We start from the raw sequence: 23,152 nt of genomic DNA, 5'->3' as shown, positions 1-23,152 counted from the left end.
GAGACCGAGCACCTCAGCAAAGACACGATACTGGGACGGTGGTCGCCGTGGGGAGAGGCTCGACAGCGTGAGCGTGTGGCTCAGTGGATGCGGACGATGATCTCGGAGTGACCGAGCCGGATCACGTCGCCGTCAGCTAGTTGCCACTCCTGCACCGGTGCGTTGTTGACGGTGGTGCCGTTGGTCGAATTCAGGTCCGAGAGCAATGCGACCTGACCGTCCCAGCGGATCTCCAGGTGCCGGCGGGAAACCCCGGTGTCGGGCAGCCGGAACTGGGCGTCCTGGCCGCGCCCGACGATGTTGGAGCCGTCGCGAAGCTGATAGGTGCGGCCGCTGCCGTCATCGAGCTGCAGGGTGACCTGCGCTGCGGCGGAGCCGTACCCGCCCTGCCCGTAGCCGCCGTAGCCACCGCCCTGCCCGTAGTCCGAAGCCGGCGGCTGCCCGTAGTCGGAGGCCGGCTGCTGGCCCTGAGCGCCGTAGTCGTAGTCCCGGCCGGCGGGGTCGCCGTAACCGCCCTGTTGAGGCGCGAATCCGGCCGGCGAGGCTTCGGCGTACTGGGTGTAGGCCCCGGCGTCGTAATCCTGTCGGCCGTAGCCGCCGCCCTGTTGATAGCCCTGGTCCTGGTAGCCGCCCCCCTCGGGGTAGGCCGAGCGCTGCGGCTCCGGCGGAGCCGGCGGGGCGCCGTAGCCGGCGTCCTGGCGGGCGGGCTCGCGGCCGTAGTCACCGTAATCGCCGTAGCCGCCGCCCGGCGGCTGACCGTACCCACCCTGCTGGTAGCCCTGGTCCTGGCCGTAGCCGCCCTGACCGCCGTAGCCGCCACCGGGTGGACCTTGGGGCGTAGCGGGTGGCGCAGCTTCGTGGGTGGGCGCGTAGCCGCTCTGGCCCGGCTCGCCGTACCCGCCGTGCCCCTGGTCCGGGTAGCCGCCCTGGTCGCCGTAGCCACCCTGCTGGCCGTAACCGCCTTGCTGGCCGTAGCCGCCCTGGTCGCCGTAGCCGCCTTGCTGGCCGTAGCCACCTTGCTGGCCGTAACCGCCCTGGTCGCCGTAACCGCCCTGCTGGCCGTAGCCGCCCTGGTCGCCGTATCCACCCTGCTGGCCGTAGCCGCCCTGGTCCGGGTAACCACCCTGCTGGCCGTACCCGCCCTGCGGCGGGTATCCCTGCTGCGGTGGGTAACCGCCCTGTTCCGGCGGGTAACCGCGCTGGTCGTCCTGCCGTCCGTAGCGGTCGTCGTAGTACTCGTCGGGCCGCCCCTGACCGCGGTAGCCTGGGTTGTCAGTCATCGGTCGTACTCCTGGTTCTGCGCCAAACGCATCATCTGATTGTGGCGGGGCGGAATCGGTATCCGTCGGGCGGGGCTCGACGTCGGGGTTGACAGCCCCGCGGGCGCGGAACTGGCCTGTATGCAGGTTCGCGGAATGCTCGAACCGGACGACCACATCACCATACGTTTGCCACCCCTGTTCCTGGATAAAGTCCGCCAAGTACCGAGCAAAAGCGCTCGACGTGAGATCCGGATCGGCGTTCAACTTCTCCGAGTCGTGCACACTGAGGGTAATGATGTATTCGTTGGGTGCCAAAAGGCGATTTCCCTGCAGTGACCGGACGCCGTCGCTCGCTTCGCGCCGCAGCAGCGCCTCCACCTCTTGCGGCACAATCGATCCGCCGAAGACCCGAGCAAACGCATCACCGACGGTCGCCTCGAGTTTGCGCTCGATGCGCTGAACTAGCCCGCGTTGGCCACCCATCGTTGCGCGCTCGCTTCACTCTGTGCCAGGGATCGTCGGCGGAGGGCAAACGACTCGGCCGAGTGCCGTCATCGTATCGGGATACCGCCATGCTGCGGCACCGTGAGATTCCTGGGAATCACATCGATACTGATCAGAGACCTTATTACCGCGCGACGCCGGTCGAGCCCGCCGAGCGGTTGGGGCGCGCGGCTACTAGAGTGATATGGTCCTCCGGTTGTTCGGGCGAGTGGCGGAATGGCAGACGCGCTGGCTTCAGGTGCCAGTGTCCTTCGGGACGTGGGGGTTCAAGTCCCCCTTCGCCCACAGTGAGCGGTTCCGCGAACTGCGGCGCGCGAGGCCACGGACGTAGAGTCCGTGGCCTCTGTGTTTGTCGGGTCCCCTGACCTCGTCGTCAGTATTCATCCGCAACCGCCTGGGCGATCAGCCGGATCCGATCGGAGTCATTCGCCGGATCGGTGATCGTGGCGACCGGGACCATCGTCTTGGTGCCGACCTGGAACTGCGGGCCGATCACCACCGTAAAGATGCCCGCCTCGCCGTCGCCGCTGACGGCGTGCCCGCCGACGTCGAAATGCTCAGGCTCGTAGGTGAGCCCGTCGGGCTCCGCGTAGTCCAATGAAAGGTAGACGTTCGGCCCGCCGTCGACGCCGAAGGCGCAGTCATGGGTGCTGAACTCTGCAATGTCCCAGGAAATGCCGTGCGCCGGGCGCAGTCGCGCCGGTGCCCGGCACGGGTCGGCGCCGGTGATCACGGTGCGGGGCACCGAACTCGTCGCCAGGGAAGGCTTGCGGGCGAATTCGTGCAGGCCCACCTGCATGAGCTTGCGCCCAATGGCGCAGCCGTCGATTCGCGGTGGCGCCATCACCATGGCGGTCAGGCGCACACTGCCGGGATAGGTGGCTGCCCACTCACAGCCCGCCGACACCATCTGGTCGCGCGGGGGCATGTTGGGTCCGGCGAATGCGTCGGCGACGGTGACATCGGTGCCGTCGATCGTTTCGTGCTTGGCCCAGGCCGCCGGCTGAGGCAGCACCACCGGCCCGACCGCCAACGAGATGGTCGCCGTGATGTTGTCGCTGTCTTGGCCGATGCGGGAGCGGCACAGGATCGCCGAGGTAGGTGCCTCGATGGTGAGTGCCTTGCCCGCCACCGTGCGCGCCCCGCCGTACAGGGCGCAGATATCGACGCCACGGATCTGCTGGATCGTGCGCAGCCGCTCAAGGTCGGCGTCGTTGGTAGGCGCGACCACGCTGGTATCCGGTGGCCCGGAGTCGGTGGCTTTCGGCGCAGGCTGATCGTGCGTGCATGCGACCACAGCGGCGGCAACGGCGAGCAGGCCGAGGCCGAAACGACAGCGATCCCTCACCGGCACGACACCCTTCATCGGCACGACAGTAGTGCTGCCGACGATGTCACCCGAGTACCCGTGAGTGGCATCGCGTGGTCGCTCACCCCGGCGCAAGCACCGCCCCTTCTGGCGGCCGCCCCACCCATGCCGCCTACATTCTCATCGACGACTATCGAGGGAGCCCTGAGTTGAACATCGATCCCGCCGCCACCGCGTGGCTGCTGGCCAGCACGGCGCTGGTGCTGCTGATGACGCCCGGGTTGGCAATCTTCTACGGCGGCATGGTGCGCACCACCGGCGTGCTGAACATGATCATGATGAGCTTCATCTCGATCCCGCTGGTCACCGTGGCATGGCTGCTCGTCGGGTACAGCCTGGCGTTCTCCGACGGCGGCGCCGGCGGATTCCTGGGCGGTCTGTCGCACGCCGGGATGAGTGGGATCGGTCCGCAGACGCTGCACGGCCAGGTTCCCGAACTGCTGTTCGCGACCTTCCAGCTGACTTTCGCGATCATCACCGCGGCCCTGGTCAGCGGCGCCATCGCCGACCGCGCCAAATTCAGCGCCTGGCTGATCTTCGTCCCGCTATGGGTGATCGCGGTGTATTCCGTTGTCGCGCACTGGGTTTGGGGGCCAGCGGGCTGGCTGTCCAAATTGGGCGCGCTGGACTTCGCCGGCGGTCTGGTAGTCGAGATCGTCTCCGGCACCTCGGCCCTGGCGCTGGCCCTGGTGCTGGGCCCGCGCATCGGCTTCAAGACCGAGGCCATGCGTCCGCACAACCTGCCGTTCGTGCTGCTGGGAGCGGGACTGCTGTGGTTCGGCTGGTTCGGGTTCAACGCCGGTTCGGCCCTGACCGCCGACGGGTTCGCTTCCGCGGTCTTCCTCAACACCCTGGTCGCCGGTTGCCTGGGCATGCTGGGCTGGCTGACGGTCGAACAGCTCCGCGACGGCAAGCCCACCACCTTCGGCGCCGCATCGGGAGTGGTGGCCGGGCTGGTGGCGATCACGCCGTCGTGCGGCTACGTGAACACCCTGGGTGCCGCGGTCGTCGGAATGGCGGCCGGAATCGTGTGCGCGTTCGCCATCACGGTGAAGTTCAAACTCAACTACGACGACTCGCTCGACGTCGTCGGCGTGCACTTCGTCGGCGGCGTGGTCGGGGTGCTGCTGATCGGTCTGCTGGCGACCGCGGTGATGACCAAGGGTCCGAATGGACTGTTCTACGCCGGCGGGGTGGGCCAGCTCGGCAAACAGGCGCTGGCCATGGTGGCCGTCGGTGCCTACGCGTTCACGGTCAGCTATCTGCTGGCCAAGGTGATCGACCTCGTCATCGGCTTCCGCATCAGCCGGGAGGACGAGGTGAATGGCGTCGACCTCAGCCAGCACGCGGAGACGGCGTACACCGAGGGCGTTCTGGGGCACCAGCAGGTGCACCGGCCGCTGTTCGGGCAGCAGGAGACCTCCCGTACCCGGTTGGAAGCGGACGAGGACGGTTGAGCGCTGAGCTGTCGGATCGTCGGCCGGAACGTCTCATCGCCGGGTTCTCCCCGATGACCCTCTCGATTACCCTGGCCTCGTGAACAGCCAGCAAGTGCCCGGCGGTGTGGTGCACCCACTCCCCGCCGACCTGCGCGAGGCGTTGACCGCCAACTCCACCGCACTGGCCCTCTGGCACGACATCACCCCGCTGGCACGCAACGAGTTCATCTGCTGGGTCGAGGACGCCAAGCAGCAAAAGACACGCGAGCGCCGCATCCGCAGGACTCAAGAGGAACTGGAAGAAGGCAAGCGGCGGCCCTGCTGCTGGCCGGGCTGCAAGCACCGCGAGCGCAACGGCAGATAGCCGATCGGTTTAGCACCGGGCTACCGGGTCAACTTGCTCGATGGCGGGGAGACCACTGGTGGGTGTGATGTCGTGTGGGGGTTGACGGGTGACCGGTCCGATGTGGATGGCCTGGCCACCCGAAGCGCACTCGGCATTGTTGTCCGCCGGGCCGGGTCCCGGCCCGTTACTGGCCGCCGCAGGGGCATGGCAGGCGCTCAGCGCGGAGTACGCTGCGGCCGCTGCCGAACTCACCGGCGTCCTGGGTGCGGTGCAGGCGGGGTCGTGGCAGGGTCCGTCGGCTGCGGATTACGGCGCTGCGCACGGCCCGTACCTGGCCTGGCTCGCGGTGGCGCAGGCCAACAGCTCCGCCGCCGCGGCTGCGCAGGAGACCGTTGCCGCGGCCTACACGACGGCGCTGGCCACGATGCCGACACTGCCGGAACTGGCCGCCAACCACGTCGTGCACGGGGTGCTGGTCGCGACGAATTTCTTTGGCATCAACACGATCCCGATCGCCCTGAACGAAGCCGACTACCTGCGGATGTGGATTCAGGCAGCGACCACGATGGCTACGTACCAAACCGTGGCGACGACGGCGACCGCCGCGGTTCCGACGACCGGACCGGCCCCGATGGTGGTCAAGGCCGACTCGGCTACCGCGGCCGCCGAGCCCAGCCAACTTGCGGCCGTGGCCCCGGCCGCTGACGCGGGCTCCCAAATCGACATCGCCAACCTGATCAGCCAGCTGCTGCAGTGGTACACCGGCTATGTCCAGGACTTGTTCGAGCCGATCACCAATTTTCTGCAGGACCCGCTGGGCAACAGCGTCAAACTCGTCACCGACTTCCTCACCAATCCGTCGCAGGCGTTGGTGACATGGGGGCCGTTCCTGTCCGCCGTGGCCTACCAGGTGTTCTCCAATGTCGGGGCGGCGCTGACCTATCCGCAGCTGCTGCTCCAGCCGCTGCTGGCGATCACCCTCGGCGTGGTGGCCGGGGTGGGCCAGCAGCTGGTTGCGCTGGGACCGGCTGTCGCCGGCGCGTCGGCCGCTCCGACCCCGCTGACGGTGAGCGGGCATTCCACGGCCTTGCCGCTGGCGAGTCTGGCGCCGAGTGGGGTGACATCCGCCGCCGCGTCCACCGGGTCGGTCGGCGCGGGCGGGACTGCAGCAGCGCCTGCCTCGGCAGCACCCGCGGCCGGCACGTTGGTGCCGTATGCCGTGGCGGGCTTCGACCCGGGCGGTGGCGTCCCGCCGACCCTGCGGGAAGGGACCGGCGCGAAGGCGCCGACGCAGGGAATTCCGGCCGCGGCCGCCGGGGTTGCGGCACGCGAGAAACGGCGGGCCCGGCGACGGCGCGCCGCGACCATGCCGGAGCGGCAGTACGCCGACGAGGTGCTGGACTACGACCTCGATCCCGACGGGGAACCCGCGGTCACCGCGTCGACTCGCGGCGCGAGCGCGATGGGCTTGGGCGGCACCTACCGGGAGCCGAGGCGGATGCCGCCGGCCTGATCACCCTGCCGGCCGACGGATACGGCGGCGGGCCGACCATTCCGATGTTGCCCACCACCTGGGACGACGAGCAGTAGTCCCGCGACTCAGTGACCCGGTTGGGAGTTCACCCAGCCCACCACCTCGGCCGTGACGGGATCGGTGATGTCGTCGTATTCGGGATGCTTCTTGAGCACGGTGACCACCATGGAACAGACCGGGACGATGCGCTTGCCGTCAGCCTTGGTGGCCTGCAGCGCCTCTTCCAACAGGATGGTCGCCAGTCCCCGACCGCCGAATTCGGGATCGATTTCAGTGTGGTGGAAGACGCGCTGATCACCGCGATCGGCGAAATCGGCGAAGCCGACGGATTGGCCGGCCACGGAAATGTCATACCTGTTGTCGCCGGTCGTGACGGTGGTCTCTGCGCCGGTCTTGTCGGTGGTCACGAGCGCTCCTTCGGTTGGGGCAGCGGCCTGGGCAGCAGCCGAGTGGTGGGCATCGGCGGCGCCGGTAGGCGTATGACCGATCCCTGATATCCCTCGACGGCACCGAAGCGGTTCTCCGGGCCGTCTTGGTCCTCCTGCCACAGCCGCCGATAGGTGACGATCTCGTCGTGACTGCGCGCGACGAAGTTCCACCACATCACCAACTGTTCACAGAACGGAGTGCCACCCAGCAGCAGCACCCGGGCCGGCCGATCCACCATATTGCGCAGCCGCAGGATGGAGTTTCCCGGACCCTGGTACCCGAGGTCGGCCGCCGCGAGAGTGGTTCGGCCGAGCTGGATGTCGCCCTGGTCGCACAGCACCCCGTGTTCGAAGGCCGGATCGACGTCGAGCTCGAGCGACGCGGACGGGTCGAGATCGAGCTGCGCACCGATCAACGGAGTGAATGTGCTTACCGGCGAACGGCTTCCGGCTAGCTGGCCGAGAAAAACCCGGGCGATCGCGCCGGGCAGCGCGACTGGTTCAGGCCGGTGGTGGGCAAAGCCGCGGTCGGTGTCGCGGGCCGAATCCGGCAGGGCTATCCACAACTGCACACCGTGCAGTGACTGGCCAGGAATGGACACCTCCGAATGACAGATGCCGGCGCCCGCCGTCATCAAATTCAGTTCACCCGGCCGCACCGTGGCATGCACGCCGGCGCTGTCACGGTGTTCCACTTCCCCACTGAAAAGCCAACTCGCCGTTTGTAGTCCGGTGTGCGGGTGGGGCGGCACGTCCATGTGATGGTCCGTCGGCCCGTAATGGTCGACAAAGCACCACGCCCCGATCAGCGACCGTTGCCGTTGCGGGAGGGTGCGCTGCACGCGGATCGCGCGCGGTCCGCCCAGCGGCACCGCACGTGGGTTCAGCACTTCGACGATGTCGGCGTCAACCTCGACCGGCGAAGCGCTGCAGGCGACTTCGGCCGGAGCGGCCTCGAGATTGCTCACTTTCGCGTCTGCACTCGCGGGCTCACCTGCCCGGCGGCTGGATTGCCTTCATGGCGATCCGCATGATCGGCTCGGGAACGCGGTCCCGCAGGGACAGTGCGGTGTCGGCGGCGCGGGAACGCAGCGGGGTACCGCGTCCGAACATTTTGTTGAACGGCCCACCCGTCGGCTCGACCGTGATGTGCAGCGGCGGGGTGTCGACGGCGGCGCCCAGCGCGTTGGAGATCACCATGCGCTGGATTTCACTGGTCCCTTCAAAGATGGTGTACAGCTTCGCATCCCGATACCACTTCTCGACCGGATGATCGGTGATGTAACCCCAGCCGCCCATCGTCTGAATGGCTCGCTCGGTGGCTTTGACAGCGACCTCGCTCGCCGCAAGCTTGGACATCGAGCCCTCGCCCCGTTCGAACGACACGTTGTTGGCCGCCATCCAGGACGCCCGCCAGGTCAGCAGCCGTGCCGCATCGATCTGAGTGGCCAAGTCCGCCAACGGAAATGCGATTCCCTGATGGTCGATGATGGGCCCGCCGAAGGCCTCGCGTTCGGTCGCGTAGGCGGTCGCGTACTCCAGCGCAGCGCGGGCAATCCCGATGGCCTGGGCTGCCACCATCGGCCGGGTCTGCTCGAAGGTGCCCATGGTCGCCGAGCCGGACTTCTTGGCGCCGGCCACCACTTCGCGTGCCTTGGCGAGCTTGTGTTCCAGCTTGTCCTCGCCGCCGAGCAGATTCGCACCCGGAATCCGCACCCCGTCGAACTTCAGTTCGGCGGTGTGGGAAGCGCGGCAGCCCAATTTGTCGAGTTTGCGCACCAGCTCCAAACCGGGTGTGCCGCCCGGCACTACGAACAACGCCTGACCCCGATGGCCCAATTCCTCGTCGACGACCGCGTTGACGACGTGGACGTTGGCGATACCGCCGTTGCCGATCCACATCTTGTGACCGTCGATGACCCAGTCGTCTCCGTCGCGGCGGGCGCGGGTCCGCAGATTGCGGACGTCGCTGCCACCCTCGGGTTCGGAGATCGCCAGGGCGGCGAGCTTGATGTCGCCCGGGGTCCCGAAACATTCCGGCGCCCACTCCAGCATCTGTTCCGGCGAGGCGGCCTGGCCGATCGCCGACAGGGCCAATGCCGGCATGACGATGGCCAGACCGATTCCGGCGCATCCCCAGAACAGTTCCTCCATGAACATCGGCAGCGAGATGCCGGTGGGGTCCCCGATCAGGTCGCGGTAGAACAGCGGGCTGTAGAAGCCCCGCTGCGCAGCCTCTTCCAGAACCGGCCAGGGGAACTCTTGGCGTTGGTCGTATTCGAGGGCGACGGGCCGGATCACCTCTTCGGCGAACTCGTGGGTGCGCCGCGCCAGATCGTGCTGCGCTGCCGTCGGGGTCAGGTCGAAGGTCATAGGTTGCGCCTTTGCTCAGCTGCCTCGGCCCGAGCGGGGCCACTGTCGAATTCCCGTATACCCCGGGTGTGGCCCGACAATCCCTCGGTCAAGCCGCCGAGCGCGGGCCTACGCGGGCGGCGGGAAGATGCAACACCACGGCGCCGACGGCGAGATCGTCACTTTCCCGACGCTCCAGCAACGCCGCGTTCTCGGGCAACTGCCGGGCATTGATGTCGCCGGCGGCGATGCGGCGCAACACCTCGTGGGCCGCGGCGAGCTGTTCGCGTTTGCGGTACTGACCGCCGGGCAACTTCACGCCGGCCCACACTCCATATTCTTCGCGGTGCGCGATCGCCCGCGCGGCGCACTGGCGCTGTTGCGCCAGTGGGCACCGGCGCAGGCACTGGATGCGTGCCTCGGTGGCCGACCGCTCGTAGGCGCGTGCCTTGGCCGCGCCGTCGCCACCGTCGTCGTCGGGGTAGCCGAACCAGAGTTCCGGGTTGGTTGCACAAGGGTTTGACACGAGCCGACCTCCATTCGACGGAAAACGTAGGCAGAATCGTATACACACATACCCAGGATGGACAAGCGAAACGAGAAGAAAACGTATAAACGGAGGTGAGGTGAACGGCCTGTGTAATATCCGGCTATGCGGGGAGCGCGGCCGTGAGCCGTGAATCGGCCGGTGCGGCCATGCGCGCGTTGCGTGAGTCGCGGGACTGGTCCCTTGCGGACCTGGCCGCGGCGACCGGCGTCAGCATCATGGGACTCAGCTATCTCGAGCGCGGCGCCCGCAAACCGCACAAAAGCACTGTGCAAAAGGTGGAAAACGGCCTGGGCCTGCCACCGGGCACGTATTCGCGGCTCATCGTCGCCGCCGACCCGGACGCCGAACTCGCCCGGTTGATCGCCGCGCAGCCGTCCGAACCGGTGCCGCCGCGACGCGCCGGGGCACCGGTCGTCGACCGGCACAGCGATACCGATGTGCTGGAGGGATACGCCGAAGCACAACTGGAGACCATCAAGTCCGTCATCGATCGACTACCGCCGGTGACATCAAACGAATATGAGACGTATATTCTCTCTGTGATCGCACAATGCGTGAAAGCGGAGATGCTGGCCGCCAGCTCCTGGCGGGTCGCGGTCAACGCCAGTGCCGATTCGACGGACCGCCTGATGGAGCACCTGCAGGCACTCGAAGCAACGCGCGGCGACCTGCTGAAGCGGCTGCCCAGCAGTTTGAGTGCGCGCTTCGACCGCGCATGTGCGCGCTCGACGCTGCCCGAACCCGTGATCGCCGCACTGATCGGTGTCGCGGTCGACGACGTCTGGGACATCCGCAACCGGGGTGCGATTCCAGCGGGCGCGCTCCCCCGGGTGCGCGCATTCACCGAAACCACGGAGGCCGAAGCCGGAGTCGGCGTGGCCGGGTCCGGTCCGGACAGCGAGCAGAACCGATGAGTCCGACCGAGCTCGAGACGTTGAGCCGAGCCCACGGTCTGTTCACCGGCAGCGGCCCGCACCCGCCGATCGAAACCGGCCTCGATGCCGGTGCGGTGCCACCGAATCCTGTTGGCGGACAGCATCATTACCAGCAACGGGCGACCCGCGCCCACGCCGCCCTGAGCGCGGCCGGCCACACGGATTCGGCGCTGGCGGCGATCGTCGCCGGTGCGCACCGGGATCGGTCCGCCGCCCGTCAGCTCACTCGTGGCGTGCTCGATGAAGCTCGCGCCGATGCCCCGGTGCCGGGACTGTCGCCGCTGGCCCAGCGCGAGGCGCTGCGTCGCCGCGTGGCGCGGTTGCGCGCTCAACGCGAGCACGTCGCCGTCGCGAGGGGCCGCTCGCGACGACACGCCGCCGCGCTACGCGCGTTGCGCTACCGGGCAGCACACCGCCGCGGCGGGCGGTTGCCCGTACCGGCCGGGCGCGCCGGACTCGCGGTACGCGCCGCGCTGTCCCGGCTGGGCCGACCTTACGTCTGGGGGGCCACCGGGCCCGACCAGTTCGACTGTTCCGGCTTGGTCCAATGGGCTTACGCGCAGGCCGGCGTACACCTCGATCGCACGACCTATCAGCAGATCAACGACGGAGTGCCGGTGCCGCGGTCGCAAGTCCGGCCCGGCGACCTGGTCTTTCCGCACACCGGCCACGTACAGCTGGCGATCGGCAACAACCTGGTGGTCGAGGCGCCCTATTCCGGCGCCTCGGTCCGGATCAGCCGGCTGGGCGGCAGCGTAGCGATCCGGCGGCCATGGTGAGTACCAGCAATCGCCCAGTCGGCTGGGCCGGATGAGAAGGTTGAGGCCATGTCGGAACAAGGCGGGGCGTCGGTAGCGGCCATTCAGCAACGGCAGGCCGCGCTCGCGCGCAGACACGGGGCAATCGCCGAGGCCGACCGCGTGCTGGCAGCGGCGCTCGCCAGTGCGCATCAGGTCATGCGCGACAGCGTCCGGCGACTCGACGCGATCTCCGCCGAGATCGAACAGGCACTGCCCGGGCAGCCCGTCGATACCCCGATGGGGGCGCGCGAATTCGAGAGATTTCTGGCGGCCAAGCAACGCGAGATCGCCGAGGTTGTGACCGAGGCCCGCGAGGTCAGCCGCAGCAAAAGCGCGGTGCTGCACCGCCTGCGGGACACCTATTCCATCTGAGCCGCTGAGTGAATTGTCCGCGGCTGTGCGCGTGGGTACTGTCCAGCGGCGTGGCGACCCAGCAGGACGTCTTCGACGTGATGCGACTTGTTCAGCAACGCACCGGCGATCCGGCCGCGTGGCAGTCGGGGTTGACGCCGGGTGAAATGGGCGACGTATTGTCGCCCGCGACGCCGCCACAGCGTCTGGACGTGATCCTGGCCAAGATCCGCCACCAACATCCGGACTTGTTCAATCCGGCGCCAGCCCCGCAGGCGCCGCCGCAACGTTCCGAAGGCGAGGCCGCCAGCGCCATCAGCGCGGCCGAAACTGCTCTGGCACATCAGACTTCGGCGAGCTCGCAGTTGGATCTGCAAGTCGTCACCGCCATCCTCAACGCGCATCTGACCAACGCCGAAGGCAGGACTGCGCTGGACGCTCTCCAGCACGAGATCGAGACCGCCCTCGCGACGCGGTCCGACCTGGACACTCCGGCCGGCGCGCGGGACTTCCAGCGGTTCCTGATCAGCAAACTCCGCGATATCCGCGCGGTGGTGGCGACAGCCGGCCTCGACGACACCTCGAAGTCGGCGTTGATGGCGGCGTGGACGTCGTTGTATAACGCATCGAAGGCCGGCCCGGACGCCCCGGCGGAGCACCGGCCGGCGGCGGCCGAACCCGCGACCGGGCACGGTGGTCCGCCCGCCGCGTCGTCGTCGAGTGGGCCGGCAGCGAAGGGCAGTCCGGATCCGCTGCTCGACTCGATGTTGCTGGACGATCCGGGGCTGTTCGACGCCCCGGTCCAGCAGCCCGCGGCCGCTGCACCGCTCCCGGTCACCGGCGCCGGGGGCGCCGCCCCGACCGGGGTGAGTCCGAGCAGCGGGGCGGGCGCGCCCAGTTGGGGCGCCCCGAGCGGTTTCTCAGTGCCCAACCTGTCGGGCGGCGGAACCGGACGTGACCCGCGCGGTGCATCAGACGGGCTGTTCGACGAGGACTTCGACCCGCGTGAGCACCGACCCGATGACGACGAGACCGAGCGCGAGAAGGACGACCACGACGACCCGCAGCACGAGCCGGAGCCGGGCGAGCCGCAACCGCAGCCGTCGGGTCCGACGACGGTGAGTCTGCCCAACGGCGAGACGGTGACTGCGGCCAGTCCACAACTTGCCGCCGCCATCAAGGCCGCCGCAGCGGGTGCCCCCATTGCAGACGCGTTCCAACAGCAGGGCATGACCATCCCGCCCCCCGGGACGGCGGTCACCAATCCCCTGGATCCGGCCCAAATCGTGCCGGGTGATATCGGCATGCTCACCGATCGTCACGCGCTGGCCCTGGGGAACAGCAAGGCTCTGCTCGACGGACAAATCCAGCACATCTCCGCCGTAAGCGGACCCAGCTTTCTAGGCTGGGAGCACCCGCCGACGCCGGTGCAGGCGACGGTGCCGTCCGCAACGCAGACACCCACGCCCACCCGACCGGCGGCCGTCGCCGGCTGATCAGCGAACCGAGACGATAATCGCCGGCACGGTGCCGGCACTGAAGGAGGAGGCAGCAGATGGCCGATCGTATTCATGTGGTGCCGGCGCACCTGCGTGAAGCCGCGGCCCGGCACGAGCAGACCGCCGGCCAGCTGCGGAGCATCCCGACCACCCACGCCGCGATCCAGGAAAGCCTGGATTCGCTGGGACCCGTCTTCGGCGATCTGCGCGAGGCCGGGCGCGTGCTGCTCGAAGCCCGGCGGCGGTGCTACGAACAGCAGGCCGACGACCACGCCGATCTCGCGCAGAATCTGGTGACCTCGGCCGCGACGTGGGAGCAGCGCGAGCAAGAGTCCGCGGCCAAACTCCGCGACATCGTCGACGGCTAGGTTTCAGCAGAGTCCATGACAGACGCCAATCCGGCCTTCGACACCGTGCATCCCAGCGGGCACATTCTGGTGCGCTCGTGCCGCGGTGGCTACCTGCACAGCGTCGCGCTGAGCGAGGCGGCAATGGAGACAGATGCGCAAACTCTGGCTGAGGGGATTCTGCTGACCGCCGACGTTTCCTGCCTCAAGGCACTGTTGGAAGTGCGCGACGAGATCATCGCCGCCGGGCAGACACCCTCCGCCGCGGTGCCCACCGCCGCCGATCTCGACTCGGCAATCGAAAAACTGCTCGCCCACCAACTGCGCGCACGCGCCACGGCAGATTAGAGCAGCCAGGTCCTGGCACTGTCGGGATCCGGAGCGATATCTGCGGGTGGCTCGATGGGGTTGGCGCCGAACAACTCTCGGGCGCGTGCCAGCAGCGCACGTACCTCGTCGAGTTGCTGCTGCAACCCGGAATCGGCCATGGTTGCACGCTACCCACACCACGACAACCGCACAATTCACCGCTCGCGCAAGCCGAGGCGATCAACACCGGGCTACCGCTACGCTTAGCCGGTGGGAATCTTCGGCAGGGTGACGGCGCGCCAGCGTCTGCGCCGAGCGACCGAAGAATCCCTCACGGTCCCTACCTTCAGTGCGCCGCTCGACTGCACGCCGTGGGTGATCGGCGGCCTGTGGCCCGTCGAGCTGTCGCAGAGCGGGAACGAAACCGCAACGCTGGCAAAGTATCTCAAGTCCGACCTGCAGCGGATAGCGGCGACCGCGAACGAAGAACTCAGGGGCATCGGTCAAGCCGGCATGGTCTACACCGCGCGGCGGGCCGCCGAGGCCCGCGTGATCGAGGAGGCCCGCGCCCTGGCAGTGCGGCGAGTCGAATCGACGTTGCGGCAACTTCGTCAGAGCACGGTGCAGCAAGCCCCGGTCCAGCCGCCACCCGAGGTCCGGCCGGCGCCCCGGCCGGACCTGGCCAAGACGCAGGTGCTGCCAGTGATACGGGACGAGCCGTTCGACATCGGCGACACCCAGGTGTTGCCGGCCGGGCAAGACGAGGTTCCGGCACAGGACGGTGACGCGACCCAGGTGTTGCTGGCCGTCGTCGACGACGGGCCGCCCGCCGAGCCCCCTCCGGATCCGGAAGCCGCACCCCCTGCGGACGCCGCCCCCGAAGACGCCGAGCCGACCACCGCGGAGCGGTTGCCGCTATTGCTGGCATTCGTCGCCCGCCAGGAACCGCGACTGAGCTGGGCTGTCGGCGAACACGAGGACGGTACGACGGTGCTGGTCACCGACCTGGCGCACGGCTGGATCCCGCCGGGCATCGCGGTGCCCGAAGGCGTGCGCCTGCTGGAACCCGGCACCCGGACCGGACGGGCCGCGGAGTTGCTGGGTAACACGATCCAGGCGGCGACCTATGCGCCGGGCGACTCGTCGAAGCTGTCCGTCGGGCTCTCCGGTGTGGCAGCGTCCGTGCAGCCGAAGGAACTGCCTCCCGTCACCGACCTGGGTTGGGAACTGGGTGTCGCCACGCACTGGCGCCAGGGCTTGCCGCGCCTGGTCAATACGCTGGCCAAGGCCGCTGCTGCCGGGGCCGACGTCGTCGACCAAGAACTGGATTTGCTGCGAGTGCACCTCGACACGACCCGCTACCAGCTGCTCGCCCAGTATCCCGACGTCGATCCTGAACAACTGCTCAATTGCATGCTGCTCGCCGCCACCGAAAGCAGCGCCACCGGCGACGTGACGTCGGCGAACTATCACTTCGCCTGGTTCCAGAAACTGGCGGATCGAGCGCCCGGCAGACCGGCTCAATCGTGAATTGACGCTGGTCGGGGCCCTCGACATACTGTCCTGGTGTCGGGGTCGGGTCGTCGCGGCGAACTCAGCGACCTCAGCGTCAGCGGTGATCGCAGTGCCGCCGAAGACGAGGCACTCGTCGAAGCGGTACTTCGTGAACTGAGCGAAGCAGCCGACCGGTGGGAAGCACTCGTCGCACAGGCCGAGACCGTCACGTACAGCGTGGACTTGGGCGACGTGTCGGCGGTGGCCAACTCGGACGGGCGGCTGCTGCAGCTGACGCTGCACCCGGACGTGATGGTCGGCTACACGCACACCGAATTGGCCGACAGGATGAACCTCGCCATCGCAGCGCTGCGAGAAGAGGCTGAAGCCGAGAACCGGGCACGGTACGGCGACAGCCTGCAGTGATGTCGGCGTCGGCACGCAGACATGCGCCGACCGCCGGAAGGAGAACGATCAGTGCCACTCAATCTGTCCAACCGGGACCAGAACTCGGGGCATCTGTTCTATAACCGGCGACTGCGCGCGGCGATCACCAGATTCTCCGTGCGCATGAAGCATGACGACCGCAAACAACAAGCGGCGGTGGCGTTGTCGATCGTGCTTGTCCTGATCGGTGTGGGCTGGATGGCGTTGCTGCACGTCATGAAGCCGGCCGGTCTTATCGCCCAGTCGGCTGTGGTCGGCAACCGGGACACCGGCGCGATCTTCGCCAAGATCAACGGGCGTCTCTACCCCGCGCTCAATCTCACGTCGGCGCGACTGGCCGTCGGCAATGCCGCGGCGCCCACCTGGGTGACAGCCGCCGAGATTGCGAAATACCCGACCGGACCGATGATCGGTATCCCGGGTGTGCCGGACAGCCTCCCGGCCACCGGCGGCGCCGGCTCGGCATGGGCCGTCTGTGACACCGCTCAGACAGGTGGCGCAGGGCGGGGCAGCGCAACCCCGCCGGTGGTGACCGCCGTCGCGGGCCCGCTATCCGCTGCGGGACGGGCCGCCGCGATGAGCCCGACCCACGCCATCCTGGTAACCCACAAGAGCACGACCTACGTGATCTGGGGTGGCCGGCGCTCGCGAATCGACGCGACCGACCGGTCGGTGACCTTCAACCTCGGTCTGGATCCCGGCGTGACCTATCCCATTGAGATCTCCAACGCCCTGTTCGATGCGTTGCCGTCGACGGAACCGCTTGTGGTGCCGTCGATTCCGGAGGCCGGCTCCCCGTCGCGATGGGTGGCCGGCGCCAAGGTCGGCAGCGTGCTGGAGTCCCGCGACGCTGCCGGTGCCGTTACGGGTTTCTATGTCTTGCTGCCCGGCGGCGTACAGAAGATCACCGCATTCGTCGCAGACCTGTTGCGCACCGCGGATTCTCAGGGTTCGACCGCACCGACGCTGATCGCCCCGGACAAACTGATACACATCCCGGTCGTCGATATCCTCAACGTCGACTACTACCCGTCGGGCAAGTTCAATTTCGTTGACACCACGGCGAATCCGGTCACCTGCGTGGGCTGGGAGAAGCAGCAGAACGACCCGCAGGCACGCATCACCGCCGTCAACGGTCGTGGTCTGCCGGTCCCGATCAGCATGGACTCCCGCCTGGTGCACCTCGTGCGCGACGACCGCAACCCCGATTCCGCTGAGGCGCATCAGACATTGATATTGCCCGGCGCCGCGAACTTCGTGGCCACCACCAGTGGGGCCGCGACGTCGGACAGCCGGGAAAGCCTGTATTGGCTTTCGCCGCAAGGGGTTCGGTACGGCATCCAGTCGGACCAGCGGACGTTGCAGGCACTGGGGCTGGACCCGAAACTTGCGGTGCAAGCGCCCTGGCCGATGGTGCGCACCTTTGCGCCCGGACCGGCCATCAGTCGTGAAGCGGCCCTTGTCGCCCGGGACGCCTTGCCGGCGGGTGGGGTGGTCGCACCCATTCCCGACTCGTCCGAGACGGGAGGTTAGCCATGTCCAAACGAGGATTCGTCCGCGGGAAGCGCACGCCACCACCCAACATCCCGCCGGTGCGGGTCGCGGTCGCGGCGCCGCTGGCCTTACCCGAGCGCGAGCCACGCAACATTCTGTTGATGATCGCCCTGCCCGCGGTGTTGGTCGGCATCGTCGGCACCCTGGTGGTGATGTACGCATCCGGGGTGCGGTCCTTGCAGTCGGGATTCTTTCCGATGGTCGGGCTGGTCGGATTCGGCGCGCTGATGTTCGGCGGACGCTTCGGCCGCGGACGTCGAATCAGTTGGGGGGAACAGGAAAAGCAACGGCGCAGCTATCTGCGCCAGCTCGATGAAGACCGCGAGGAGGTGCAGCGCGCAGCCGGTGAGCAGCGGCGCGGTCAGCTCTTCGTGCACGCGGACCCGCAGCGGTTCGACACCGTCATCGGGGGTCCGCGCATGTGGGAGCGACGACCGACTGATCCGGATTTCCTCGATGTCCGGCTCGGCGTCGGAGTGCAGCAGGCCAGCGAATCCGCGGTCTCGCTGCAGTGGCCCGATGTTCCGATCGGCGAGGAGCTGGAACCGGTAACCGGCGGTGCGCTCCGGGATTTCATCCTGGAACAGAGCAAGATCCGCGGCATCGGCAAGGTACTGAACCTGCGGTCCAAGCCGGGGTTCAGCTTCATCGCCGACGATCCCGGTGAACTGCACAGCCTGCTGCGCGCGATGTTGTGTTCGCTGGCGGTCTACCACAGCCCCCACGACGTCAAATTGATGGTAGTGACCCGGCAGCCCGAAGCCTGGCACTGGTTGGTCTGGCTGCCGCACAATCAGCACGACGAGATGTTCGACGCATGCGGCCTGCGCCGGCTGGTGTTCACATCTCCAACGGAATTGGAAGAAGCGCTCGATGCCGAGTTGCATCGCAAAGGTCGGGGGCCGTGGACACCGCCGGTCGGCAGTAACCCGACGTCCATGCCGTCGCCGATCGAGTCGGCAACCGGTCAGGCGCTGGGTCCGCACTGGGTGATCGTGGACGACAACGTCGGAACCCCGGAGCAGTGGGAAGGGGTCACCGGACAGAAAGGCATGGCAGGCATCACCGTACTGCGGCTGGCGACCCGGGTCGGGGTCGGTGTGGGCTTTGCCGAAGCAGAACAGCGCTTCTCGTTGCACCAGGGCAGGCTGATGCACCGTGAAACGTTCTACGCCGTAGCCGACATGCTCGCCGACAGCACCGCCAACCGGTATGCGCGGGCACTGGCCCGCTGGTCGCCGATGAGTCCCGGGGAGCTGTCCGAGACCGACAGTCAGGGCGGAGAGTTGTTGCGGGCGTTGGGTATCGGCGACCCGCGCGAGCTCGATGTGGACAGACTGTGGGGTGAGAGTCGGGGCCGTGGCGATCCGAAGTGGGCCATGGTGCCGGTTGGCGTCAAACAGGGCGGTGAGTTGCAGTATGTGATATTGCGGGCCAAGGACTTCGGGGGCTACGGCTTTCACTCCGTGGTGATCGGCACCTCCGGTTCGGGGAAGTCGGAGTACTTCCTGTCGTTGTGCAGTGGTATCGCGCTGACCCACTCGCCAGAGGCTTTCGTCGTCATCTTCGTCGATATGAAGTTCGAGTCGGCAGCTCAAGACCTGCAGGGGTTTCCGCACGTCGCGGGGTCCCTGTCCAACCTGGGCAAGGACGATCGGCATCTGGCCGAGCGGATGCGTAAGGCCATCAACGGTGAGATAGCCCGCCGCTACCGGCTTTTCAAGGATGCCGGAGCGCGCGACGCCAACGAGTACGAGGAGATGCGGCTTGCCGGCCGTGACCTGGAACCCGTTCCGATCCTGTTGGTGATCATCGACGAGTACCTCGAACTGTTCATCCACCACCCGGAGTGGATCGACCTGGTCATCCACATCGGGCAGGAAGGCCGCGGGTGCAACGTCTTCTTCACCCTGGGCGGGCAGCGGCTGGACCTGTCCTCGTTGAGTAAAGCCAAGAGCAACATCGCCTTCCGGGTGGCGCTGCGCGCCGAGACCGCCGAGGACTCCCGCGACGTGATCGGCAGTGACGCCGCGCTGCATCTCCCGTCGCAGGAGAACGGTTACGGCCTGCTCAAGGTGGGGCCCCGGGATCTCGAACAGTTTCGGTGTTTCTACGTATCAGCGCCGTTCGTGGTGCCCAAACGGGCCACGAACGTCAATCCCACTGTGGCCATGAGTTTCTCGCAGCCACGCGCCTACACCTCGACCTACCAGCCGCTCAGTGAGTCCGACAGTGCCGCACTGGCTGTCGCCGACGAACCCGAGGAACCCGACGAATACCTGTTCCACCCAGACGGCTTCCGCAAGAAGAAACTCGTCGACGTCATCCGCGAGTCACTGGTCTCGCATCCCGCCCGCCCGCCGCATCAAATCTGGCTGCCGCCACTGGAAGTCAGTGAGACCGTCGATACGCTGGTGGCGCGTTGGCGGGGCAGGTCGTGGGATGACGCCTACGGGCGGAACCCCGGCCTGGTCTTTCCGATCGGGATCGTGGACATTCCTGAAGAACACGACCAGCGGGTGCACGCGATCAATGCCGAGATGGACAACATCATGGTGGTCGCGACGGCGCAGCGCGGCAAGTCCACAACGCTGATGACCCTGATGACTGCCGCAGCACTGATGTACCGACCCGAACGGGTGACGTTCTTCTGCATCGGGGCATCGCTGTTTCCGGTCGAGTCCCTGCCCCACGTCGCCTCGGTGGTCAGCCCCACCGATCGCGAGGGGGTGTCGCGCACCATCGCCTCCATCGAGGGACTCATCCTTGCGCGCGAGGCCTCGTTCAAGCGGTATCAGATCGACATCTCCGAATTCCGGGAGCGCCGTTTCGGTGTCGACGCCGACGGGGGTGCGGCCCACACCGATCCCGACGACAAGTTCGGCGACGTCTTCCTCGTCATCGACAACTTCAGCGATCTCTTCGACAAAGACGCCGCGATGGGCGAACGGGCGATCGCGATAGCCCGGCAGGGCCTGTCCTACGGGGTGCACATCATGACCACCGCCACGGCGTGGCTGGTCGGTCAGAAGCAACAACTCGTCAACGTCTCCAACGCGCGTATCCAACTGCGGCTGAGCAATCCTGACGAAACCCAAATGGGTGAGGGCTTCGAACGAAAGAAAGCCGCCCGCAACACGTTGGACCGGCCGGGGTTCGGGCTGACCCGCGACGGCCACGAGTTACTGGTCGGGGTGCCCGAGGTGCTCGGAGTCAACGGGGAACGGGTGACCACGCGTGACATCGGCGCGCTGATCGCGGAGTTGACCGGTGCCGGACGGGTGGAGAGCCTGGCGCGGCTGCCGGACGCGATCCCTCTGGCCGAGATCGCCGAGGCGTTCAGCGGTGCCGCCGCAGCAGCCGATCCGTTCAACATCCCGTTCGGAATCGGCGAGACCGCGCTGCGACCTGCGGTGCTGCCGGCCCGCGTGGTTCCGAACATGCTGGTGGTCGGACGCCAACTGTGCGGCAAGACAACGACTTTGGCGGCGATCGGACAGATGATCGTCACCCGGTGCACGCCGGAGCAGGCCCAGATCACCATCATCGACCCCAAGACGTCGCTGATCGGCAAGATCCAGGGTGACCATGTGCGGGCGTACGCTTACACGCCCGAGGACATCGATGCGGTGCTCAGCGATCTGGCGCAGTCGCTGCGTGACCGGCTGCCACCCTCAGGGCTGAGTCAGCAGGAGTTGCTGAGCCGCCGGACCTGGGACGGGCCGCACCACTTCGTATTGATCGACGACGAGCAGGAGTTGCGTCCGCACGGTGTCATCGGCAAGGCCGCCGCCACCGCACCGCTGTGGGGGTTGATCGAACGGGCCCGCGAAATCGGTCTGCACGTCATCGCGTCGCGCCTGCCCGGCAACTGGGCGGGAGTGTCGGTAACCAGTCCCTTCCTGCAGAAGATGACCGGCTCCCGCGCGCCCACGCTGTTCATGGACAACGACCCGGCGGCGGTGAAGGTGTTCGGCAGAACCGCTGCCCAGCAACTCCCGCCCGGACGTGGCCTGCTGGTCACCACCGACGGCGTGATGGAGGGAGTGCTGGTCGGCGATCCCCAGAGGTGAATCGACAGGGGCGGGTCGTCACCCTAGACTCAGCCCAACTTGACGCCGGAAGCGAGCTTGAGGAGGCAGAAATGGGTGGTGGCCTGTTCGGAATGGTGCCGGGAGCGGTCGACCTCTCGGCAGCTACCGAGGCCGGGATCAGCGAGGAAATGGCGGCTACGACGGCCGCAGGGTCCGCCGCGCTCACCGGCGTGTTGCCGATGGCGGCAGACGCCGACTCGATCGAGTTCGCGGCCGCCCTCAACGCTGCTGGGGCCGCCTACCTCGCGACGGCCGCCGAACACGTCGGCCAACGCACCGCGTTCTCCGGCGCCCAGGGTCTGTCTTCTACCACCGCCGTCGCCGCCGAAGGGTTCAGCGCGGGCGCCGTCGGGCTCTGAGCACATGGCCGACCCCCGGTGGACAGGGCCGCCTGAAGTCGTAGCGGCGATCTTCGAAGCGGGCTCTCCGGCGTCCGTGCTGGCCAACAACGTGGTGTGGGTCACCGAGACAGCCAACAACGAAATCTCCGCAGGGCTTTCGGAGATCAACGGCCTCATCACCGCCGCCCAATGGCAGGGCGTGGGGTCGGTTGCCTCCACGGTCGCCGCGACCGGCCTCAACGCGGGTCTGCAGACACTGGTGGGTTGGACCGCCGAAAAGATCAGCGTCACCCAGGCCGCCGTCGAGGCGTTCATGCTGGCGCGGTCCTCGGTCATCCCGTCGGTGGTTTCCCAGACCAACCGCGACGAGTGGACCGTGCTCAACGCCACCAATTTCTTCGGACAGAACACGCCGGGGATCGTTGAGCGGGACGGGGAATATTTCGGTGAGCACTGGCCGCACAACTGCAGCGTCGGCTGGACCTACTCCGCGGCGCTCACCGCATTGATCGCGACGTTAGCCGTACCCCCGCCGGTCGCCCCGATGGGAGCTTCTCCGGCCGCCCCGGCGACCGCGGCGCAAGCGGTGGCCCAGGCCGCCGCCCAGACCGGTATGCAGAATGCCGTGCAGGCCTCGACGCAGGTCGCGCAGGCCGCCGGGCAGACGTCGGCCCCCGCCCAAGCCACTGAGCAGCTCAGTTCGCTCATGCAGGAACCGATGCAGATGGTGTCCGGCGTGACCGGGCCGCTCAAGGAGATGGCGCAGGCGCCGATGCAGATGATGCAGGGGCTCACCAGCATGCCGCAGAGCCTGATGCAGGGCTTCGGGGGCATGTTCCCCACGGCCGGGGCGCCGAACCCCGCAGCGCTGACCGCCGAACCCGTGCTCGGCGCCGGCGCCTCGGCTGGTGGGGTCGCTACGGTGGGCGGTGCCGGTGGCGGGTTCCCCGGGGCCGGCCTGACCAGCTACACCCGTCCGACCAGCAGTTTCGAGCCAGAAGGTGGCAAACCCAGCAGCCTGCGCGCCGGGATGCTGAACGCCGCTGAGGTACGCGGTCCGACTGCATCGACCGGTGGCGCTCCGGTGCCGATGACGCCGGCCGGCATGCTTGCGCGCGGAAATGCCGCCGAGAAGGAAGACGTGGCCCGCGCTCGCGTCGTGGTCGGCGACCGTACCTAGCTGGGCGCGCTCATCGC

Annotated in this window: 23 protein-coding genes and 1 tRNA gene; 17 read left to right on the top strand and 7 right to left on the bottom strand. The window is 67.7% G+C overall.

Features of this window, described 5'->3' with window-relative positions; genetic code table 11:
* Nucleotides 1–80: 80 nt before the first annotated feature.
* A complete protein-coding gene (locus AC5Y5Z_RS10260) occupies nt 81–1,745 on the bottom strand; it encodes an FHA domain-containing protein (protein ID WP_499924996.1) in 1,665 nt (554 codons plus the stop codon).
* Between the two features lie 223 nt (nt 1,746–1,968).
* Here AC5Y5Z_RS10260 and AC5Y5Z_RS10255 point away from each other — a divergent pair.
* Nucleotides 1,969–2,051, top strand: a tRNA-Leu gene (locus AC5Y5Z_RS10255).
* 88 nt (nt 2,052–2,139) lie between these two features.
* On the opposite strand, the gene AC5Y5Z_RS10250 is transcribed toward AC5Y5Z_RS10255, so the two are convergent.
* Nucleotides 2,140–3,132 carry a hypothetical protein gene (locus AC5Y5Z_RS10250; protein WP_499924994.1) on the bottom strand — a complete coding sequence of 331 codons (993 nt, stop codon included), beginning with the start codon at nt 3,130–3,132 and terminating at the stop codon, nt 2,140–2,142.
* Nucleotides 3,133–3,344: 212 nt separating this feature from the next.
* Here AC5Y5Z_RS10250 and AC5Y5Z_RS10245 point away from each other — a divergent pair, with 212 nt between their 5' ends.
* The 4 genes from AC5Y5Z_RS10245 to AC5Y5Z_RS10230 all read left to right on the top strand — a co-directional run bounded on the left by AC5Y5Z_RS10245 (nt 3,345) and on the right by AC5Y5Z_RS10230 (nt 6,510).
* The gene (locus AC5Y5Z_RS10245) at nt 3,345–4,592 is read left to right on the top strand and encodes an ammonium transporter (protein ID WP_463826432.1); all 1,248 of its coding nucleotides are present in this window, start codon (nt 3,345–3,347) and stop codon (nt 4,590–4,592) included.
* A 79-nt stretch (nt 4,593–4,671) separates the two neighbouring features.
* A complete protein-coding gene (locus AC5Y5Z_RS10240; RefSeq protein WP_463826313.1) occupies nt 4,672–4,938 on the top strand; it encodes a YdeI/OmpD-associated family protein in 267 nt (88 codons plus the stop codon).
* A 100-nt stretch (nt 4,939–5,038) separates the two neighbouring features.
* Nucleotides 5,039–6,433 (top strand): PPE family protein, encoded by a 1,395-nt coding sequence (locus AC5Y5Z_RS10235; protein WP_499925245.1) that lies wholly within the window; start codon nt 5,039–5,041, stop codon nt 6,431–6,433.
* A complete protein-coding gene (locus AC5Y5Z_RS10230) occupies nt 6,430–6,510 on the top strand; it encodes a PPW family C-terminal domain-containing PPE protein (protein ID WP_499925244.1) in 81 nt (26 codons plus the stop codon). Before AC5Y5Z_RS10235 ends, AC5Y5Z_RS10230 begins: the two co-directional genes overlap by 4 nt.
* A gap of 9 nt (nt 6,511–6,519) precedes the next feature.
* Here AC5Y5Z_RS10230 and AC5Y5Z_RS10225 read toward each other — a convergent pair whose 3' ends face one another.
* The 4 genes from AC5Y5Z_RS10225 to AC5Y5Z_RS10210 all read right to left on the bottom strand — a co-directional run bounded on the left by AC5Y5Z_RS10225 (nt 6,520) and on the right by AC5Y5Z_RS10210 (nt 9,760).
* A complete protein-coding gene (locus AC5Y5Z_RS10225; protein WP_463826315.1) occupies nt 6,520–6,861 on the bottom strand; it encodes a GNAT family N-acetyltransferase in 342 nt (113 codons plus the stop codon).
* On the bottom strand, nt 6,858–7,850 hold the full coding sequence (locus AC5Y5Z_RS10220) for a pirin family protein (RefSeq protein ID WP_463826316.1): 993 nt from the start codon (nt 7,848–7,850) through the stop codon (nt 6,858–6,860). Before AC5Y5Z_RS10220 ends, AC5Y5Z_RS10225 begins: the two co-directional genes overlap by 4 nt.
* A gap of 22 nt (nt 7,851–7,872) precedes the next feature.
* The gene (locus AC5Y5Z_RS10215) at nt 7,873–9,255 is read right to left on the bottom strand and encodes an acyl-CoA dehydrogenase family protein (RefSeq protein ID WP_463826317.1); all 1,383 of its coding nucleotides are present in this window, start codon (nt 9,253–9,255) and stop codon (nt 7,873–7,875) included.
* 88 nt (nt 9,256–9,343) lie between these two features.
* Nucleotides 9,344–9,760: a WhiB family transcriptional regulator gene (locus AC5Y5Z_RS10210; protein WP_473138711.1), complete on the bottom strand. Its 417-nt coding sequence runs from the start codon at nt 9,758–9,760 to the stop codon at nt 9,344–9,346.
* Between the two features lie 143 nt (nt 9,761–9,903).
* On the opposite strand from AC5Y5Z_RS10210, the gene AC5Y5Z_RS10205 reads away from it, so the two are divergent.
* Genes AC5Y5Z_RS10205 through AC5Y5Z_RS10180 form a run of 6 tightly spaced genes read left to right on the top strand, consistent with a single transcriptional unit; the run spans nt 9,904 to nt 14,064 of the window.
* On the top strand, nt 9,904–10,698 hold the full coding sequence (locus tag AC5Y5Z_RS10205) for a helix-turn-helix domain-containing protein (protein ID WP_473138712.1): 795 nt from the start codon (nt 9,904–9,906) through the stop codon (nt 10,696–10,698).
* The gene (locus AC5Y5Z_RS10200) at nt 10,695–11,498 is read left to right on the top strand and encodes a C40 family peptidase (RefSeq protein WP_499924989.1); all 804 of its coding nucleotides are present in this window, start codon (nt 10,695–10,697) and stop codon (nt 11,496–11,498) included. Before AC5Y5Z_RS10205 ends, AC5Y5Z_RS10200 begins: the two co-directional genes overlap by 4 nt.
* A gap of 48 nt (nt 11,499–11,546) precedes the next feature.
* Nucleotides 11,547–11,891, top strand: a complete 345-nt coding sequence (locus AC5Y5Z_RS10195) for a DUF4226 domain-containing protein (RefSeq protein WP_473138714.1) — start codon at nt 11,547–11,549, stop codon at nt 11,889–11,891.
* Between the two features lie 50 nt (nt 11,892–11,941).
* Nucleotides 11,942–13,366 carry a DUF4226 domain-containing protein gene (locus AC5Y5Z_RS10190; RefSeq protein ID WP_499924987.1) on the top strand — a complete coding sequence of 475 codons (1,425 nt, stop codon included), beginning with the start codon at nt 11,942–11,944 and terminating at the stop codon, nt 13,364–13,366.
* Nucleotides 13,367–13,425: 59 nt separating this feature from the next.
* Nucleotides 13,426–13,737, top strand: a complete 312-nt coding sequence (locus AC5Y5Z_RS10185; RefSeq protein WP_473138716.1) for an ESX-1 secretion-associated protein — start codon at nt 13,426–13,428, stop codon at nt 13,735–13,737.
* 15 nt (nt 13,738–13,752) lie between these two features.
* Entirely contained in the window at nt 13,753–14,064 is a 312-nt protein-coding gene (locus tag AC5Y5Z_RS10180) for a DUF2694 family protein (protein ID WP_499924985.1), read from the top strand.
* Here the strand turns inward: AC5Y5Z_RS10180 and AC5Y5Z_RS10175 are convergent.
* Complete coding sequence (locus tag AC5Y5Z_RS10175) at nt 14,061–14,204, bottom strand: hypothetical protein (RefSeq protein ID WP_499924983.1); 144 nt, start codon at nt 14,202–14,204, stop codon at nt 14,061–14,063. The genes AC5Y5Z_RS10180 and AC5Y5Z_RS10175 overlap by 4 nt on opposite strands.
* 91 nt (nt 14,205–14,295) lie before the next feature.
* On the opposite strand from AC5Y5Z_RS10175, the gene AC5Y5Z_RS10170 reads away from it, so the two are divergent.
* The 6 genes from AC5Y5Z_RS10170 to AC5Y5Z_RS10145 all read left to right on the top strand — a co-directional run bounded on the left by AC5Y5Z_RS10170 (nt 14,296) and on the right by AC5Y5Z_RS10145 (nt 23,135).
* Nucleotides 14,296–15,555, top strand: coding sequence for a DUF5631 domain-containing protein (locus tag AC5Y5Z_RS10170; protein WP_499924981.1), 1,260 nt, complete (start codon nt 14,296–14,298; stop codon nt 15,553–15,555).
* 33 nt (nt 15,556–15,588) lie between these two features.
* Nucleotides 15,589–15,945, top strand: coding sequence for a DUF2710 family protein (locus tag AC5Y5Z_RS10165; RefSeq protein ID WP_473138929.1), 357 nt, complete (start codon nt 15,589–15,591; stop codon nt 15,943–15,945).
* A 51-nt stretch (nt 15,946–15,996) separates the two neighbouring features.
* Entirely contained in the window at nt 15,997–17,499 is a 1,503-nt protein-coding gene (gene eccB / locus AC5Y5Z_RS10160) for a type VII secretion protein EccB (protein WP_499924979.1), read from the top strand.
* A 2-nt stretch (nt 17,500–17,501) separates the two neighbouring features.
* Entirely contained in the window at nt 17,502–21,593 is a 4,092-nt protein-coding gene (gene eccCa / locus AC5Y5Z_RS10155; protein WP_499924977.1) for a type VII secretion protein EccCa, read from the top strand.
* Between the two features lie 71 nt (nt 21,594–21,664).
* Nucleotides 21,665–21,973, top strand: a complete 309-nt coding sequence (locus tag AC5Y5Z_RS10150) for a PE domain-containing protein (RefSeq protein WP_499924976.1) — start codon at nt 21,665–21,667, stop codon at nt 21,971–21,973.
* A gap of 4 nt (nt 21,974–21,977) precedes the next feature.
* Nucleotides 21,978–23,135 carry a PPE domain-containing protein gene (locus tag AC5Y5Z_RS10145; protein ID WP_499924975.1) on the top strand — a complete coding sequence of 386 codons (1,158 nt, stop codon included), beginning with the start codon at nt 21,978–21,980 and terminating at the stop codon, nt 23,133–23,135.
* The last annotated feature ends 17 nt before the right edge of the window (nt 23,136–23,152 follow it).

Source organism: Mycobacterium sp. NGS29 (assembly GCF_059812965.1).
Note: the sequence above shows the minus strand (reverse complement) of the source record. Positions and strands in the feature narration are given on the sequence as shown.